15 protein-coding genes and 1 pseudogene are annotated in these 15,826 nt (G+C 29.1%); 5 read left to right on the plus strand and 11 right to left on the minus strand.

Translation table 11 applies throughout. The features are described 5' to 3' along the window. Positions 1-69: 69 nt before the first annotated feature. The 11 genes and pseudogenes from bvRMA01_RS05545 to bvRMA01_RS05600 all read right to left on the minus strand — a co-directional run bounded on the left by bvRMA01_RS05545 (position 70) and on the right by bvRMA01_RS05600 (position 10,148). On the minus strand, positions 70-435 hold the full coding sequence (locus bvRMA01_RS05545; protein WP_247032723.1) for a hypothetical protein: 366 nt from the start codon (positions 433-435) through the stop codon (positions 70-72). Continuing rightward, on the minus strand, positions 404-595 hold the full coding sequence (locus bvRMA01_RS05550; RefSeq protein ID WP_247032724.1) for a hypothetical protein: 192 nt from the start codon (positions 593-595) through the stop codon (positions 404-406). Before bvRMA01_RS05550 ends, bvRMA01_RS05545 begins: the two co-directional genes overlap by 32 nt. A 158-nt stretch (positions 596-753) precedes the next feature. Next, entirely contained in the window at positions 754-1,593 is an 840-nt protein-coding gene (gene thyX, locus bvRMA01_RS05555) for an FAD-dependent thymidylate synthase (protein WP_247032725.1), read from the minus strand. 265 nt (positions 1,594-1,858) lie between these two features. Beyond that, positions 1,859-2,749, minus strand: coding sequence for a P12 family lipoprotein (locus bvRMA01_RS05560; protein WP_247032726.1), 891 nt, complete (start codon positions 2,747-2,749; stop codon positions 1,859-1,861). A gap of 542 nt (positions 2,750-3,291) precedes the next feature. Further along, a complete protein-coding gene (locus bvRMA01_RS05565; RefSeq protein WP_247032727.1) occupies positions 3,292-4,353 on the minus strand; it encodes a variable large family protein in 1,062 nt (353 codons plus the stop codon). A gap of 140 nt (positions 4,354-4,493) precedes the next feature. After that, entirely contained in the window at positions 4,494-5,501 is a 1,008-nt protein-coding gene (locus tag bvRMA01_RS05570; RefSeq protein ID WP_433996725.1) for a variable large family protein, read from the minus strand. A gap of 107 nt (positions 5,502-5,608) precedes the next feature. After that, positions 5,609-6,238 carry a Vsp/OspC family lipoprotein gene (locus bvRMA01_RS05575; RefSeq protein ID WP_433996726.1) on the minus strand — a complete coding sequence of 210 codons (630 nt, stop codon included), beginning with the start codon at positions 6,236-6,238 and terminating at the stop codon, positions 5,609-5,611. A 124-nt stretch (positions 6,239-6,362) separates the two neighbouring features. Further along, positions 6,363-7,394, minus strand: a complete 1,032-nt coding sequence (locus tag bvRMA01_RS05580; RefSeq protein ID WP_433996727.1) for a variable large family protein — start codon at positions 7,392-7,394, stop codon at positions 6,363-6,365. A 218-nt stretch (positions 7,395-7,612) separates the two neighbouring features. Then, positions 7,613-8,176, minus strand: coding sequence for a Bdr family repetitive protein (bdr, locus tag bvRMA01_RS05585; protein ID WP_247032728.1), 564 nt, complete (start codon positions 8,174-8,176; stop codon positions 7,613-7,615). A 41-nt stretch (positions 8,177-8,217) separates the two neighbouring features. Beyond that, positions 8,218-9,570: pseudogene (locus tag bvRMA01_RS06265) on the minus strand (PBSX family phage terminase large subunit). An 11-nt stretch (positions 9,571-9,581) separates the two neighbouring features. Then, the gene (locus tag bvRMA01_RS05600; protein ID WP_247032734.1) at positions 9,582-10,148 is read right to left on the minus strand and encodes a DUF603 domain-containing protein; all 567 of its coding nucleotides are present in this window, start codon (positions 10,146-10,148) and stop codon (positions 9,582-9,584) included. A 165-nt stretch (positions 10,149-10,313) separates the two neighbouring features. Between bvRMA01_RS05600 and bvRMA01_RS05605 the strand changes: the two genes are divergently transcribed. The 5 genes from bvRMA01_RS05605 (at position 10,314) to bvRMA01_RS05625 (ending at position 14,517) form a co-directional block, all read left to right on the plus strand. Beyond that, the gene (locus tag bvRMA01_RS05605; RefSeq protein ID WP_247032735.1) at positions 10,314-10,742 is read left to right on the plus strand and encodes an Mlp family lipoprotein; all 429 of its coding nucleotides are present in this window, start codon (positions 10,314-10,316) and stop codon (positions 10,740-10,742) included. Positions 10,743-11,565: 823 nt separating this feature from the next. Beyond that, entirely contained in the window at positions 11,566-12,648 is a 1,083-nt protein-coding gene (locus bvRMA01_RS05610) for a plasmid maintenance protein (protein WP_247032737.1), read from the plus strand. A 9-nt stretch (positions 12,649-12,657) separates the two neighbouring features. Next, positions 12,658-13,218 (plus strand): DUF226 domain-containing protein, encoded by a 561-nt coding sequence (locus bvRMA01_RS05615; RefSeq protein WP_247032739.1) that lies wholly within the window; start codon positions 12,658-12,660, stop codon positions 13,216-13,218. Next, a complete protein-coding gene (locus bvRMA01_RS05620) occupies positions 13,194-13,946 on the plus strand; it encodes a ParA family protein (RefSeq protein WP_247032740.1) in 753 nt (250 codons plus the stop codon). The genes bvRMA01_RS05615 and bvRMA01_RS05620 overlap by 25 nt, the downstream gene beginning before the upstream one ends. A gap of 40 nt (positions 13,947-13,986) precedes the next feature. Continuing rightward, positions 13,987-14,517, plus strand: coding sequence for a chromosome replication/partitioning protein (locus tag bvRMA01_RS05625; protein WP_247032742.1), 531 nt, complete (start codon positions 13,987-13,989; stop codon positions 14,515-14,517). Positions 14,518-15,826: the final 1,309 nt, after the last annotated feature.

Here is a 15,826-nt window from a genome sequence, read left to right on the forward strand (position 1 = left end):
TAGTTTAGTTTTTAATAGTATAAGCTTATCTTAAAAAGATATGTGATATTATGCACAATTAATTCAATTTTAGCTTTTATTTCTATACTCATAACACACTTTTTTAATTGATTCAAATACTTTCTCTTCAGGATTTTCTTCAACAGGAGGAGCAGGGGTAGGAGGATTTAAAAACATAAAATAATTATCAAAAACACTAGCAAGTCTTTTCTCTATTCTATAATGGTCTTTTACATCTATATTAAGATTTTCATCTCTACCCTCTACATTAGGTAAATTATCTTTACCATATTTAATATGTTCAAGTAATTCTTTAACTTTGCCCTTATCGTTCAGTTTTAATAAAAACCTTTTAATATATTCTTCTATTTTAGATACATCTCCTTTTAAATGGATATCAAAATTAGCTGGCTGAACTACCTTTGGATAATTCATTTTTTAATGCATTAACAAAAAAAGTTAATGTATCAAACTCTTCTTTATTAAGTTTAAGATTATCTCTCCAATCTGATTTTAAATTAACATTAACTGGATTTTGCAATAAATTATCTTTATTATTTATTATTTTTATTATTATAATCTTTAAATAAATCACAACTTACAAAACAAATCATACAAAATATAAATACAACTCTATACATAAAATTTATCTTCTTGCTCACACACAAAATCCAAAATCAACTTACTCATTATAAATATAATATATCTCATTATTACTGTTATTCAAGATACAATAAGAGGAAACTTTGTTTATTATGTAATATTAAGTTTATCTTTTAACCTATTTAATGCATTATCATCCAATTTGAGTTTACTAATATTTAATGCACCAGAAATCGCTATTATCTCTTCATAAGACAATCTACACCCTTTTAAGATATGATTCTTAAAACTTTTAGTAGCAATAGGCACAATCTTTTCAATAACATCAAGCAATATCCTGGCATATTCACGCATCTCTTTTGATGAATTTTCCCTAACCTCTTTCGATTCATTTAATGCCAACCTTATTTTGATAAAATGAAAAAGATTATTTAAATCAATCTGCCAATACCATTCGGTATATAAGCTTAAAGGTAAAGCTATTCTAGAAACTTCCTTTAAAACATTACAATTTATCATATTTTGATATAGTTTGTAACAAGAACTTTGGCTTTTCTTTAAATTATCTATTATATCCTTTGTCAAGTCATATTCAGTCTTTTCATTTCCACTCTGACTACTCTTAACACTTTGAATCTTTATGTCTTCTTCTGAAGGAAGATAAAACTCTTCTCTCAGCAAACTATATGAACCAGACACTTCATTAATCCTTGCTGTTCTATGTCTCATCCATTGTCTTGCAACAAATATAGGGGCCTTAACATAAAATGTAAAAACCACTTGTTCAAATGGACTTGTATGCTCATTTCTTATCAAATAATCGATAAGCTCATCATCTTCCCTCCTAATGCTTTCACCTCGATATGAAATTCTTGATGCTTGAACTATTCTCTCGTCACTACCCATATAATCAACAAGCTTGATAAAGCCTTTATCTAAAACCTTATATTCCTTATTTAACAAATCATCTTTTTCGATATCAGTATTCAAAAGCAATTACCCCTCAAAGCTTTAAAATAATTTATTGGTTATTCAATTTAAATCATTATAACAAAAACTTTTTAAAAATAATTCAAAACAACAATCCTTATCCTTATTTAAACCCTTAAGATGGAAATATCAAATAAACACACAGTCAAATCTTAAAAGTAATTAGTTTGTAGAAACTACTTTAAATAAAATCAAGAAGGGTTCCTCTATAAGGAACCCTTCTTGCAAATACTAATGTTATAAAATATTTAAATCTTTACCATCTCTATCTTGCAAGATTCTCTAGAACAGACTTTGCATCTTTAATGAGTCCCTCTATCTCTTTCTTTCTTCCTATTACTTCTCCTATATCAGAAGAAGAGGATTCCAATAAACTTGAAACATTTTCTGCATAGCGTCGCGAATCTCTAGCTAGAAAATCACTATTCCCTCTTCTTGACCACCGGTAACTTCTACGTTTATTCTCTCTTAATCTTTCAGTAATAGCTTCTCTTAAAGTTTCTTGGGACTTATTAAAGAAAAATTCTGCAGATCTTCGTTCGTCAAGACCATTATCAACTTTAATCCTAAGCATATCAATCTGAGACCTTTGATCATTTAACTTATTTTGCAATTGAGTTAGGGAACTTTTTTTTGCTCTATTCTCTCTCCTACTTTTTAAAGAATAATTCTCTCTTTTATTTTTAAGTTCTGAGAGTGTATCATAAAAACTAAACTCTAATTGCTTATATTCACTTTTGAGTTTAAGTGCATCCTCAATTAATTGCTGGAATCCAGAATCTCCAAGAGCACTTTTTACTTTTTCAATTTCTTCTTGGGCTTTCTTCTCTTCATCAGTACTTGGAACTAAATCTTTTTCGTCTATTACTATTTCTTGCTGAAGATAATATGGATATACTTGTTGAGGCACCACAAATCCCGCATTAACAGGTTTTACTTCCATATCTTGCTGTATTTCTACTTCTTCTTCAAAATCATCTATAACAACTTCTTTTTGTTCCTGATTTTCTTGTTTATGATTTAAATCTTTATTATCTTTGCTTTCATCTAAAAATTTTTCCCTTGCTTTATCTAGCAATTCATTAAGGGCATTTATATCACATGATAACAAACATAATAATGTTAACATACATACTGATAAAATACTTCTCTTCATATCTCCCTCCTGGGATATCAAATTATTTAATTATTGAATCTCGATATTGAAATATAACAATTACTGGTAAATATACACCTTTTATTTTAAATTTCAAATAAATTATTAAAATAATATAATTATCTCACTTTGACCTACTTAAAACACAACAAAACTATTTTATTAAGTAAATTTATACAATAAAGAACAAAGATATTATCTTAATATAAAACTTGTAATTAATTACATCCAATTTAAACTTTAAAAAAATAAATAAAAAATCAATTAACTAAAGTAAACACATCATTCAATAAAAACAAAAACTAAGAAACCTCGTTCCTACCTTTACTTTCCGAATAATTTTACTCACTTACTAATCAAAACTAATCTCATAATAATCATTTACCTCTGTTAAACAAGGTTTATCAAGAACTTGTTTACTGATCTTTAGTACAAATATTTAATATAATAAAATTCAAAAAAAGGAAAACATTCTTATGAAAAGAAAAGTTTTCCTCAAATGACTTTATTTAGATTATTTTTAGATTATTTAATTAGCTAATTTATTTAGTAACAGCAGGAGTAGTAGGTTGAGCGGCACTAGCTTCAGTTGATTCAGTAGTAGTCTCAGAGTACTGTATTCCCTTAACAGCTTTTTTTATCTTATCTAGTTCACTTGATACTGTTCTCTTAATTATTATATCGAGTATTCCTAATACCTTATTTACAACAGTTATAGCAGCCGCTTTAACTGCACCATCTTCATTAGCAGCAGCACTAAGTTTACCGGTTTTAGTCATAGCTTTAAGAGCAACAGCTGCAGCTAAGTCTGCATTACTCTTAGCACCAGCAGCAGCAATTTTAGTAGCTAGAGCTCCTGCTTCATTATTATTGCCTGCAGCAAGTTCAGCATCAATCTTAGCATCTTTAATCTTACCAATCATAGCCCATGGATCAGCTTTAGATACCTCTTCAGCTAGATTAGGACCAGAGTTAGCAGCTGCAGCAGCACCAGACTTTGCAAGAGCTGATCCTGCCTTATCATCACCAGCAGCCACTGGACTACCAGCTTTACCGGTATCAATCTTTACGCCTGATTCTTTAGCAGTCTCAATTATAGCTTTAACTTCTTTAATAACAGTTTCAACACTATCTTTATCGGCAGCAACTGCAGCAGCATTAGCAGTATCAACAATGTCAGCACCATCATTAGTTACACCAGCAAGTGTAATTAGAGCAGAAATTAGTTGCTCAAAGACATCACTAGCACTGCTAATTGTACTCTTAACAGCTTCAATTGTGCTGCTATTAGCATTTTTTGCTTCAAATATATCACCTGATAGCTCTTTTAACTTCCCCTTAGTATCACCTAAACCTTTTTTTATTTTTTCAAAGTGTTCACCAACTTTACTTCTCTTGTCACCAGATTTAACTGCTGTAAGTCCCAAAGCATCACCAATAGCATTACCAAAGATGCCAAAAATCTCTTGAAATCCATGCCCTATCTTAACTAATGAATTTAAGAATGTGGTTTTAGGATCTTCCATCTTAGTACTCCCACTGCCACAGCCAAGAAGTAAAAATAAAGTCATTAATAACACACTTAAAGTAATTCTTTTCATCATCACGTGCCTCCTTATTAATCTAAAGGGGAAACTAGACATAACTAAAAGGAAAACAATTCTCATGAAGAGAGACATAGTTTTCCTAAAATGACTTTATTTAGTTATGTATTTGTTATTAAATTCTAACAGTTCTTATTAACTTAAGAGGTTGTATTATCAGTAGTTACGAGATTATCAGTAGGATTAATTTTCATAGAATCTTTAACTTCCTTAAGTCCTCTGTCAATTGTTTCTCTTATAGCAATAGTTAAAGTATTTAGTGCCTTGTTTACAGCACTTATAGCTGCACCTTTAACTGCAGGAGCATATTCAGCAGCAGCAGCACTAGGACCAGCAAATTTACCACCCTTTGCCATAGCTGTTAATGCAATAGCCCCTCCAATAGTAGCATCTTTAGCATTAGCCTTGGCAGCATCTACAGCTGAACTAGAGCCATTTTTAACAATAGCCTTTAATATGTCAGCCCCAGTTACAGCACCAACAGCTTTAGCAGCATCAGCCGCTGATTTTTTTGCAGCATTTGCATCTCCAGCATTATCACTAGCAAATAACTTACCTGCACCATCATTAGCGGTTCTTGCAGTACTACCATCTTCAGCCTTTTTATCATTTCCCGCCTCAGCATTTCCTTCTTTAAGCACTACTTCTACTATACCTTTAATCCCTTGTACCAATTTATCAACACCAGTACCAGCAACACCAGCAGCATTATTAGCACCAATATTACCAAGCAGGTCATCACCTGTAGTACCAATAGCCTCACTAGCAGTTTTAGCCCCATCAATTATCTTACTAAGAGTATTATCAATTAAGTTTTTTACAGCAGTCTCAGCTGTAGCAGCATTAGGATTATTCTCAGATTTCATGTCAGAAACAATTTTCTCAAGGGATGTCTTAGTTGTTGTTAAGCTTTTTTCTATAGTCTTAAAATAGTTCCCAACATCAGACTTTTTAGTAGTAGTATTAAACCCTAAAACCCCTCCAACCATATCAGCAAAGGAAGTGAAAACATTTAAGAAATCATTACCTAAACTAATGACAGATTTTAAGAATCTACTCTGAGGATTCTCAGCCTTAGTACTGCCACTGCCACAGCTAATAAGTAAAAATAAAGTAATAAAACAGTAAAGATAGAAAAAAAGAAACAAAATAAGCTAAGAGAAGAATACTCCTAGCTTATTATTTATAGACTTTATTTTATCAAATAATTACCATCAATTAAAAACTAATCTTATAATAACAATTTATCTCTTAGTTAAGATTTAGTAGTAGTTGTAAGCTCATTAATAGCAGCTGTTACTGCCGCTTCAGCAGCTTTTAATAACGCATCAATTGCTGTGTTGAGTTTTTTAAGTTCTGCAACTCCTTTATCTCCATTAGGCTTATTAGTTTTATCTATAGCTTCTTTTGCATGTTCATCAGTAGCATCATGTTTACCAAGATTAGCATCCCCTCCCTTCAATTTGGCTATTAATGATGTATTTTCAGTCTTAGCAGCAGTAACCTTTCCCTTCAACTCATCAGAAATTCCGGCTATTTTCGCTAAAGCTTCCAATTTAGTTCCTACGGCAAATATTAATTGCAATGTTCCTGCGAGTAATGATCCATTTTTATTTGATTCGGTATCAAAGCCATCATCATCATTTTTAATTTTCTTTCCAATAGCATTAGCTAGTGTATCAATGGACTTAACTAAAGAATGAACTTCTTTAACACTCTTAGCAAAAGCAACAGTGTCTGTAATGTTCTTAGTTATTTTAGCTAGATCAATAACAGTACCATCAGATTTAGCCACTTCATCATCTTTAAGATTTTTTCCTGAAGTATTACAAGAGCTAAGTAAAAATAAAGTCATTAATAATGCACATAAAGTAATTCTTTTCATTATCACGTGCCTCCTTTTTAACTCAAAGAGGCCAGATATAAACAAAAGGAAAACGGTTCTCATAAAGAGAATGGTTTTCCTCAAATGACTTTATTTAGTTATGTATATTGTTATTAAATTCTAACTAGTTCTGCTTAACTTCAGAGGTTGTATTATCAGTATTTACAGGGGTATCGGTAGCATTAATCTTCATTGCTTCTTTTACTGTTTTAAGTCCTTCATCTACTGTTTTTCTTATCGCTATAGTTAGAGTATCTAATGCCTTAATTACTGCGCTTACTGCTGCACCCTCTACTACTTTCTTTGACTCATTAGCATTACCATTAGCAAACTTACCATCCTTAGCCATTGCTCGCAATGCTATTCCTCCTGCTATAGTTGCATCTCTAGGAATTGCAGAAACATTACCAGTGAGTTCTTTAGCAAATTTAGCAGCATCACCACCATCTTTAATTATGGCTTTTAGGATGTCAGCACCAGTTACCGCTCCCACAGCTTTTGCTGCATCAGCAGCTGATTTTTTAGGATCATTAGCAATGGCAGCATTACCGAATAATTTACCTGCTTCACCATCACCAGCATTAGCGGTTCTTGAACCAAGATCGTCAGCCTTTTTATCATCCCCAGCATCAGCAGTCCCTATATCTTTAAGAACTATATCTACTATATCTTTAATTCCCTTTACTAGGGTATCAACTTCAGTACCAGCAACACCAGAAGCATTCTGAGCAATATTAGTAATTGGGTCAGTAGAATCACCAATAGCCTCACTAACGGTCTTAGCTCCTTCAATTATTTTACTAAGTGTATTATCAACTAATGTTTTTACTGCAGTATCAGTAGCCTCTGCATTAGGATTATTTTCAGATTTCATATCAGTAACAATTTTTTCAAGGGCTGTCTTAGTAGATGAAAGAGTATCATGTACTTTCTTAAAGTAAACTCCAATATCAGACTTCTTAGTATTAGTATTAAATCCTAATATACCTTCAACCATCTCACCAAAAGAAGTAAAAACATTTAAGAAGTCATTACCTAAATTAATAACAGATTTTAAGAATCTGCTCTGAGAATCCTCAGCCTTAGTACTGCCACTGCCACAACTAAGAAGTAAAAATAAAGTCATCAATAATGCACATAAAGTAATTCTTTTCATTATCACGTGCCTCCTTTTTAACTCTAAAGAGAAAGATGGCTAACAAGCTTTGATAAACATAAAAACAAAAACTAAAAACACAGATATTGTAACCTTGCAGAGATTAAATACAATGAGGCAATCATCAATTGATAATTGTATTTAACAAAAAATTAAATGATTTTGATAAAAAAATAATTGACAGAAGGTCAATTAAATAAGGGGCTAAGTAAATAAATTTACTTTACTAATAATGACATTAATGCTAAAAATATTCCTATATTTAGGGTAATAAGAGTTCCAAACATCCAACCATGAAGTCTTAATGTACTTTTAAATTCTGATGCAGTTCTATCAAGTTTATTATCAAGCTCCACTCTATTAATTTCCATATCTTTTCTAACAAGAGAAACCTCATTTCTAACATTATCAATCTTGGTATCAAGTTCATTGAATTTAGTATCTATTTTGGCGTTAAGATTATTCTCAACGGTATCTATTTTATTATCTAAGTCTCTAATGTCTGATTTTAATTCACCTCTGACTGTATCTATTTTGTTATCCAGATCTCTAATATCTGATTTTAAAGTTGTTTCAACCCTTTGAAACTCAGTTTGTAAAGTTGCTTCTACCTTTTCAAGCTTAAGGTTAAAAGTAGTCTCTAAATACTCAATATCTTTGTGCGTAAGCTCATTACGATAATATCTGTAAGACAGGTCAATAGCAATATCTCTATTTATACCTGCCTTGGTAAGTTCAGATATAACCATTTGCTGAGTAATAACAGGCTGTGCACGTCCCATAAAAACACTCCTTATGTAATTATTATATAATATTTTAAGTGTTATAGGAACCTTATTTTAGTAAAATGTGCTCTGAGGGTACGCATACTTAGAGTCAATAACATATATGATGCTGATAGGCTATCTAATGAATCATCATCACTCTTACCATCTCCTTTGTACTTATAAATATCATATACAGCTGACTTACTTGAATAATCCATAATACTAAGTTTAGATGTTGCAAATGGCTCTATTAACGTAGCAATTCTAGTAAATTTATTACTTATAGGTTTAATTGGAGCAATTTTAAACTTATGACTCATACCTTCTCTAAGTTTAAGAAACGTTTTAGTCACATTCCCATGCCCAGAAATATCATCCCTATCTTCAACATATAGTTTGTGTACATTAAGGTTTGTAAGTATAGTTTTAATTGTATTTAACACCTTAGGATCACCTACTGGTAACTTTTCTTGAAATATAAACGCATAATAACTTTGATCTACTCTCTCCAAAACACAAAGGGCTGTATTATCTCCTCCAACACTGTATGCAGGATCTAAATATGCTATTGGGGATATAAATTCATGCTTACTTGTAAGATTAACATTGGTAAATATCGCATCACAGGATGCAACCCATTCTCCAAGTAGAACCCTTGCTTTATATGTTGGAATGTCTTTGTAAATCTCTTCTTAGGTTTTAATAAATTCTCTAGAAATTAATTCATTATCATATGTTGTAAAGTTATATGTAGAGTAAATTTCTGTGTTATTAATATAATCAGTTTTAAAGAAATGTTCAGGACTATCTGGATTGGTATCAAATATAATGGTTTGCATTCCTACTCTAAGTGACCTTAAACATTCCATTAATGTTTCTTTATGCAGTGTAGTTGCTTCATTAACGTAAATGAGTGCCGAATTAGAGCCTCTAAACCGCTTAAAATCACTCACCTTATCACCACCATACAGATTAACTTTTAGTGAGTCTATTTCAAAATATGATGTGTTAGAAAATTTTGGCTTAAAGGGTATCTTAAGCATACTAGCAATCTTTTCAAACTGCCCTAAAACATTAATCTCTAATGATTTTTGGGAATTACCTAATATAAAATTATTAGTATCTTGCCTGTATAGATGTCTATTCTTAATGAGCATCTTTAGATATAAATAACATGCTAGAAATGTTTTACCGCTAGCAATCCCACCTGAGAGGATTATTTTAGTCTCTCTACCTTTTTCGATAGATTTAAGTACTTCAAGTTGCTTTTTAGTTAAGTGTCTCTGCTCAAACCCTTTAAAATCAACCTCCAATGCTTTAGGCTTAACAAAATCCATTATATCAATACCAAAATCACGCTTGTACTCTCGCTGCATTTCTTTAAATATAGGCAGTTTATATATATCCATTACCATATCCTTTAAATTTGTAATTTAGAGCGCACATCTGTATCAGTAGCTTTAAGCTTTAGCATTGTCTTGTAACATAGTGACATCTTCTTAAGTTCGAGATCCCTTTTAAGCTCATCGAGTTTAAGTTTTAACTCTTCAAGCTCACGACTCTTTTCTTCTGAATGTGCAACTTTTTTACTTAAAGTCTTCTTGTAAAGATTGCCAATTTGGGACTCTAATTCTTCTATTTTGTATTTATGAGTTTTAAGTTCTAACTCTAAATAACGACTAAATGAATTTATAAATTCTAGTCCCAACATACTTTTAGCCATACTAAACTGACTTTTAAGATCACGTGCTTGGGCCGTACTTTGTGATGCATGAAATAAGATATTATTGAAAGTATCTTCACGAATAGTAAGCTTAGCAGTACCATTAATATACTCAGGGTCATCTTTAAGCGATTCCCACCTGCGTCTCATCTTTCCTACATTAACACGACTAACTCCAAGCTCTTTTGCTATCCTCGCGTCATTAAGCTTCCCTTCTCTAAAATACACAACATAATCATCTAATGATTTTTTTATCCTACTCATACCTTTTAATATAAGTTAACTAATAGGTTAACAAAATATATTTAACATAAAATTTATAACAAAACAATAAATTTTACAAAAACAATTAATACTTATACGTACATGTACATTAAAGATGTATAAATAGAGATATATTTTTAAAACAAAAAAGATAAGGGGATTTATATGAATAAAATTAATTTTATTTTGGTGTTGGCACTACTAATTAGTAGTTGTGAATATGAACATGGCAATGCTACACCTAAGAGTAAAGTTAAAGGAAACTTCGAAGAACAAGAAGAAGTACAAAAAACACCTGAAGACGCATTAAAAGAAAAGCTAAATGATACTCAAAAATCAAATCTGGATTTCTTAAAACAAGCTTTGGGCAATGATGATCTTTTTAACAAATTTTTAAATCATGATGAATCTAAAATAAAGGAAGCACTTGAACATATAAATACTGAACTTGAAAAATGTAATGGAAATGATGGGGGTAAAAGCACTTTTAAAACCGTTGTACAAGGATACTTTAGTAAAATGGATGAAAGTACGCTCAATGGTTTTAAAGAAGGAGCTGTAAGCACTTGTGGAGCAAACGGAGCAGGGGGTTAAATAAAACTCTCATAATCAGTAAGTTAAGATAAGATAGATTTAAAAAAGAATATTTAAGAGAATAAGGCAACAAAAATTCTAGATAAAGATGTGTAAGAGAGAATAAATTAAACTCGTTATAAAAATGGTAAGAGTAACTATAAAAGTAAACTTTAAGTTAACAGAGATAGAGAATTTAAATTTTGTACTAAATAACCCATCATTGCAAAATTGAAAGCTATTAAATCAATAAATAAAGTAAATGTAGAGTAAATATTCAAGTATTTGTTAAAGGTAAAAGAAGTACACTAGATATATTCCAAACATATCAAAAACAACATCTATTCTATTTACATAAATAACCTTAGATGAGATATTTTATATACAATGAAAACCTTTAAAAATTGACTCTACGTGTAAGTATTTGCTAATATTTTTATATACCTCAATACTACTTCTCATTTCAAAATTTTTACCAACCAATAAATACCTAAACATCAAATTAGGTATTTATTTACAGAAAAATTATTCGTCAAACTTTAAGTTTTGATAATTATTTGATTTATTAAATATATAAATCTTGAAAGATTAAAACCAATATTTCATTATTCATTTTTTATTTATAAAAGTAGCAGCCTGCATCTTAAGCATGCTTCCTTCAAATATTATATGTCTATACAAACCAAATTGTTGCATGCCAACTCCTACTTTATTCCCATTTGTTTTTGTTATACTATTTTTTGTTAATTTTATACAAAAATCTTTTTACTAAAAGAACTGTTTACTTTTTAATATTCATTGAGTTATCATGGATAATATAAATTCATAGTACAGGAGAAAACATATGAAAAGCACAAAAAAGTCTACCAATAAATACCAACATAAATTAATCGTTTTAATATCAACACTAAATTATATAAACCTAAACCTTGAACAATATACTCAAAGTGACATACTTTATTATTTCAATAATAATATGAAAAGAAATGGCCAAAAACCTATTAAACTCAAAACACTACAAAGCTATCTTTATAAATTAAAAAAAGAATTTAGAATAACAATTAATTATCACAGACATTTGGGCGTTAACATGGGAACCGAAATTTACTATGAACTTAAATACTCCAAAAAAGAATGTTACAGCATAATCAATAAACTCTTTAGAGATAAAAAAGTGAATGGACACAAAAACCGTGTTAATGAATATCTTAAAAAGGCCCATAATCAAAATAGCAATGTAGAAAAATGGGAGTGTTATTATAATATATATAATAATAAAGAGAAAGAAAAAAATTCAAAATCTATAGAAAGACTACAAATAGAAAAGTATGCTAAAAAATGCAATTTTAAATCAAATGACTTAGACTTCATACTCGATTTAAAAATAAGCAAAGAAAACAAGATTGAATTATTAAAAATACTAAAAACATCTGAAAACAATACATATAAAAAAATCAATAGTACTAAAACAAATAAAAGCAAACAAAAAGAATTAAATAAAATATTAAGAGAAATAAAAACCAGACTAGAAAACGAAGGCTATAACAACAAACAGTTAGAAACTCAAACACAAAGCATATATGAAAAATATAAAAGCAAACCCCATTTTATCATAGAAAAAGATAAATACAGTGACTTAAAGAAGATAGTAGAAAAGCTTAAGAATACAGTTGAAAATGTCAAAACAATTATAAAAGAAAATGAAAAAGACATTAAGAACAACGTATTTAGCATACTTCTTGACCAGTTAAAATACAAAGTGGACACATCGATTTTAGTACCGATATTAAAAGATTATTTAAATAAACAGAACAAATTAGAGTATAGCAAAGTATTTAGTAATTACTATTACTATGAACTTTTAAAATTAGTAAAAAGTAACAGGAATTCTTCAAAATTAGAAAAATCTGAAAAAATTACCAGTTAAGGATTAATTATGGAGAGCGTATCAAAACGTCTTAGAAAAAAGGAATTAGAAATTAAAGAAAAAAGAGATAAGCCAATCTTCACCAAAATAGAAAGCCACAATAAAAGAACATTATATCACACAAAAATCATGATGGATTTTCTCACATTTGGGATCGATAAAAGACAAAAATATAAGTTCTTTATTGCGTTGAGGGGCTTATTTAATCAATCAAAAATAGAACTTTTTAGTTTATTTGCTTTAAGAGATGATGATAAATTTTCGGGTATTTATTATGGCTATAGAAAACCAATAAGAAACATTATAACAAGATATGAAGAAAATGGAACAATAAAAGTGGCCACGTTTTCGAAAGTTTACTACATAGAATTTAGATTTAAAAAGGGAAGTGTCTTTTGCTACATTAAAGGAATTTCTTACTTGCTTAGGAAAGAAAAAATTGATACCAAATATTACAAATCTCTAATTGAAAAACTTGCGAATTTAGAGGAACAAGTATATTTATTTTACAATAAAAAATTACCAGAAGGGGGACTCATAACAAAGTGGATAAAAAAAAGACAAAAATAATAACAATTGCAAGCATTAAGGGTGGAGTTGGAAAAAGTACAACTTGTTTGATATTTGCAACTTTATTAGCCCAGAAACATAAAGTGCTTTTAATAGATATGGATACTCAAGCTTCAGTTACTAGTTATTTTTTTATGACAATAGAAAAACGTAATATAGATTTGAAAACTATTAATATATACGAAGTTTTAAGGAACAATGTAGGTATTCATGATTCAATCATAAATATTGGAGGCAATCTAGATTTGATTCCTAGTTACTTAAGCTTACATAAGTTTAATAAAGAGGCAATAACATTCAAAGAGATTAAACTACAAAAACAATTGCAAAATTTAGAATTAGACTATGATTATATAATAATAGATACAAATCCTAGCTTAGATTATACCTTAACTAACGCTCTTGTAGTTAGCAACTATATAATAGTACCTATGACTGCAGAGAAATGGGCAGTTGAGAGCTTGGAACTTTTAAGTTTTTCTATCGATGACCTAGCAATAGAAATTCCTGTTTTTATAATTATAACTAGATTTAAAAAAAATAATACCCATAAAGAACTGTTTAATTTTCTTAAAGAAAATAAGAATTTTTTGGGATTAGTATCAGAACGAGAAGATTTAAATAAAAAAATAGCAAAAAATGATATATTCAATTTGGGTAAAGACTATATATTAGAATATGAAAGTATATTAAATAATTTTTTAAAAAGAATTTCAATGTCCAGTTAACTGGACATTATTTCTTATCGTAGTAAGAAAGGCGGTATAAATGGATATTATAATAAATAAAAGAAATTTAGAAACATTGGATGAGATTAAGGTTTATTACAATAAGCTAAAACAAAAATTAAAATCTAATTTTCAACAAGAAAGTTATTATAAAATGGAGGCCATTAAAATTTTAAAAGAAATAAAAGATAATGAGTATTATAAATTAGATGGATATAGAATATTTGAAGATTTTATTAAGGATTATAAGCTGGCAAGAAGTCAGGCTTATGATTATTTAAAGATAGCAACGGCTTTGGAAAATGGAATTTTAGAAGAGAGTTATGTAGTAGAAAATGGAATTACGAAAACAATTGCATTTTTAAGAACCACATCAAATAAGTTAAAAAAATCCAAATGCAATCTAATAAAACCATTACGTTTTCAACTTAAGAATCAAGATAGTTATGATTTTTATAAAAAAAATGCAAAATTTACAGGTTTCATATTAGATATTCTCTTTTCAAGTAAAAAGGATTGGCTGAGACAACTTCAAACCGAATTTGAAATTTTTAAAATAAAAAATAAATAAGGAGCGTTTATGGATAATTTAGTGTATAGAATCATATAGGGCATAAAATCCAAGGATGGAGTTTTTAAGGGGTTTACTGAAGAATCAATATTTTTTACTTAATAATAATTATTATTATTAAGTCTTACAGAGAAAAAATGATTAATGTAGGGAAAAATTTATAAAAGACATATCTAATTTAGAATGCAATTTGCTTAAAAAAATACAAAGTAATAATATAGTTTTAAGAAAAAAAAAGAAAAAAAGATAATGCGACCTTAAAAGAAGAGTTAAAAAATAGTATCGTAGTGTTACTAAAAAAGCTTAATATAGTAAATAGAATGTGAAACTTTACTTCATTAATAGGAATGCCCATTATTATTTTATATATATAGTAGATAGTAGCAAACTATTTTAAGAAAGGGTAATGATATTAAAAAATGAGAATAGTTGATTTTACTTTAGATTTATTGTATGCTGGTTGTTGTTAGTAGTGCTATGTGTTTTAGTACTACCTGTACTATGATCATTTCAAGTAGCCTTTAGAGCTTAATTAAAAATTCTATTAAGGATTTTTAATTAAGCTCTAAATTTTTATATTCAGGTTTAATAAATTTCATATTTTGATAGATTTTATGTTTTTTTTCATGTAAAGATGAAGTATCACTTAATACAAAACTTTACAATAAATTATAAAAAGAGAATTTATTGTAAAGTTTAACAAAAAATATATTTTCATCTATTGAGACACATCTACCTTACAGAAATATATGAGGAGGCCCAAAATATTAGAATTAATTCAAGAAATTGCAGACCATTCAGATATTTCAACTACAATGTTTTATATTCAAGTTGCTCCTATCATAGCAAATGAAATTATGATAAGACCTTATTACTTGCTTTTTTGTTTTTGTGCATCTTTTGTAAGCCATTCAAAAGAACCGTGTATTTATTCTTATCGTTTTTATATCCATTAATTTGAGCAAGTAGTTTATCAGTTGTTTTTTCAAACTCATTCTTAAGTGAATCAAACTTCTGATGGGCAACATAAGTTTGAGTAATAACCTTTTATTTGATTTTTTCATTAGTTTCCTTTTGTAAATTAGCCATAGTCCTTTTAGAGTTGTTGTATGGCTGAGCTTCAGTAGATACTATGTTTACTTTATATCCTTTGCAACAATACAATAATAATATGCTGTAAGGTATGAACCTTATAAGATTACCTATTTAATCCCTTTATCTTTATGATTTAAGCAATATATAGAATTTCTTCTCGTGTTATATGAGTTTTGTGAGTGCTAATTGTTTTTGTAAAAATTATTATTTTTTC

It is taken from the genome of Borrelia venezuelensis (assembly GCF_023035835.1).
In the GTDB taxonomy this organism is placed as follows: Bacteria; Spirochaetota; Spirochaetia; order Borreliales; family Borreliaceae; genus Borrelia; species Borrelia turicatae.

Bases quoted from the DNA above. Each gene is read 5' to 3' on its own strand.
- bvRMA01_RS05565 (WP_247032727.1), bottom strand. From the start codon at position 4,353: ATGATGAAAAGAATTACTTTAAGTGTGTTATTAATGACTTTATTTTTA.
- bdr (WP_247032728.1), bottom strand. From the start codon at position 8,176: ATGGGACGTGCACAGCCTGTTATTACTCAGCAAATGGTTATATCTGAA.
- bvRMA01_RS05560 (WP_247032726.1), bottom strand. From the start codon at position 2,749: ATGAAGAGAAGTATTTTATCAGTATGTATGTTAACATTATTATGTTTG.
- bvRMA01_RS05580 (WP_433996727.1), bottom strand. From the start codon at position 7,394: ATGAAAAGAATTACTTTATGTGCATTATTGATGACTTTATTTTTACTT.
- bvRMA01_RS05625 (WP_247032742.1), top strand. From the start codon at position 13,987: ATGGATATTATAATAAATAAAAGAAATTTAGAAACATTGGATGAGATT.
- bvRMA01_RS05600 (WP_247032734.1), bottom strand. From the start codon at position 10,148: ATGAGTAGGATAAAAAAATCATTAGATGATTATGTTGTGTATTTTAGA.
- bvRMA01_RS05545 (WP_247032723.1), bottom strand. From the start codon at position 435: ATGAATTATCCAAAGGTAGTTCAGCCAGCTAATTTTGATATCCATTTA.
- bvRMA01_RS05615 (WP_247032739.1), top strand. From the start codon at position 12,658: ATGGAGAGCGTATCAAAACGTCTTAGAAAAAAGGAATTAGAAATTAAA.
- bvRMA01_RS05575 (WP_433996726.1), bottom strand. From the start codon at position 6,238: ATGAAAAGAATTACTTTATGTGCATTATTAATGACTTTATTTTTACTT.
- bvRMA01_RS05605 (WP_247032735.1), top strand. From the start codon at position 10,314: ATGAATAAAATTAATTTTATTTTGGTGTTGGCACTACTAATTAGTAGT.
- bvRMA01_RS05610 (WP_247032737.1), top strand. From the start codon at position 11,566: ATGAAAAGCACAAAAAAGTCTACCAATAAATACCAACATAAATTAATC.